This window comes from Streptomyces sp. NPDC041205, assembly GCF_055591765.1.
This window is the reverse complement of the sequence record NZ_JBVIZH010000023.1, coordinates 1-1,633: the sequence shown is the minus strand read 5'-3', so window position 1 is coordinate 1,633 and position 1,633 is coordinate 1. Positions and strand designations below refer to the sequence as shown.

Here is a 1,633-nt window from a genome sequence, read left to right as displayed (position 1 = left end):
ACGTCGAGGACGAGCAGCGGGTTCGGCTGCGTGGGGGCGGGAGGGGTCATGGCAGTTCCTTCAGGCCGAGCTCGGTCAGCAGGTCGCGGGCGAGGATGAGTTCGGCGGCGATGCCGTCGGCGAGCTGGGGGCGGGCGCGGGGGCGCAGCTCGGGCGGGAGGGCCTGCCAGGTGTAGGTCTCGACTTCGAGGTGGCGGGTGCGGGGGTGCGGTCCGCCCACCAGCCGGGTCAGCGTGTCCTTCAGGACGGGGAGCGTGGAGGTGAGGGGCGCGGCGGGAGGCGCGTGCAGGGGGACGTGGAAGTGGGCGCGCCAGGGCGCCGAGTCGGGCAGGGCGTCGCGGGTGAGGGCCTCACCCAGGTCGTCGGTGCCGCGCAGGGCGGTGGCGACGAGGGTCCCGCCGGCGGCGGCCCCGCCGGGCTCCTGGGGCAGGGTGCGGGTCTGGTGCAGGAAGCGGGGTTCGTCGAAGGCGGCGAGGGCCGCGCGCACTTCGGGCAGGTGGGGTTGTTCGGCGTGCAGGGCGGCGGAGAGCTGGGACTTGACGACGGGGATGTCCGCGGCGGCGAGTGCGTCGAGCGCGGTCCCCGGGTCTTCGAAGGAGGTGGCGAGATGACAGGTGTCGACGCAGATGCCGATGCGGTCGTGGCCGATCGCGGTGAGGGGGGCGATGGCGTCGCCGGTGGTCTCCACGGTGCAGCCCGGTTCGGGTTCGAGGCCGACGCGGATGGACTTGCCGGTCAGCTCGGCGAGGGCGTCCAGGCGTTGGGCGAGCGCGAGGAGGGCGGAGCGGGCCTCTGCGGCGCGGGGGGCGTCGTAGGTGGTGCGCCAGGCGAGCGGAAGGGTGGAGATGGTGCCTTCGGTGACGTCGTCCGGCAGCAGTTGGGCGAGGACGCGGGCCAGGGCGGTGGTGTGGGTGAGGCGTTCGGGGTCGGCCCAGTCCGGTTTGTAGACGCGGTACTTGACCTCTTCGGCGCCGAAGCCCTCATAGGGGAAGCCGTTGAGGGTGACGACCTCCAGGCCGCGCCGGTCCAGTTCGGCCCGCAGTCCGCGCAGCGCGGCCGGGTCGGTGACCAGAGCGTGGGCGGCGTCCTTGGCGAGCCACAGGCCGATGCCGATGCGGTCGCGGCCCAGGCGCTTGCGGACGGGCTCGCAGTGGTCGCGCAGCTGGGCGAGGACGCCGTCGAGGCTTTCGGCGGGGTGGACGTTCGTGCAGTACGCGAGGTGGACGGTGGACCCGTCGGGGTGGCGGAAGCGCATGGCTCACGCACCGCCGCGCAGGATGGAGTTGCCCTCGTGGGTGGCCCCGGTGCCGGTGACGTCGAGGGCGAGGCGGCCGCTGAGCCCGTAGAAGGCCACGGGGTTGCGCCACAGCACCCGGTCGACCGCGTCCTCGTCGAACCCGGCCGCCAGCATGGCGTCGCCGACCTTGCGGGTCTTGAGCGGATCGCTCCTGCCCCAGTCCGCGGCCGAGTTGACCAGCACCTGCTCGGGGCCGTACTCCTGCAGGATCGCCACCATCCGGTCCTCGTCCATCTTGGTGTCCGGATAGACGGAGAAGCCGAGCCAGCAGCCCGCGCCCTTGGCTTCCTTGACGGTGGTCTCATTCAGGTGGTCGATCAGGACCCGCTCCAGGGG

General features: G+C 73.1%; 1 protein-coding gene and 1 pseudogene. Both read right to left on the bottom strand.

Going from position 1 to position 1,633, the window contains the following annotated elements:
* Positions 1–46: 46 nt before the first annotated feature.
* Positions 47–1,255, bottom strand: coding sequence for a metabolite traffic protein EboE (eboE, locus tag ACZ6BG_RS39100; RefSeq protein WP_469011148.1), 1,209 nt, complete (start codon positions 1,253–1,255; stop codon positions 47–49).
* Positions 1,256–1,258: 3 nt separating this feature from the next.
* Positions 1,259–1,633: pseudogene (locus tag ACZ6BG_RS39095) on the bottom strand (TatD family hydrolase); the annotation flags it as partial.

Coding starts and splice junctions, on each gene's coding strand:
- eboE (WP_469011148.1), bottom strand. CDS start 1,255: ATGCGCTTCCGCCACCCCGACGGGTCCACCGTCCACCTCGCGTACTGC.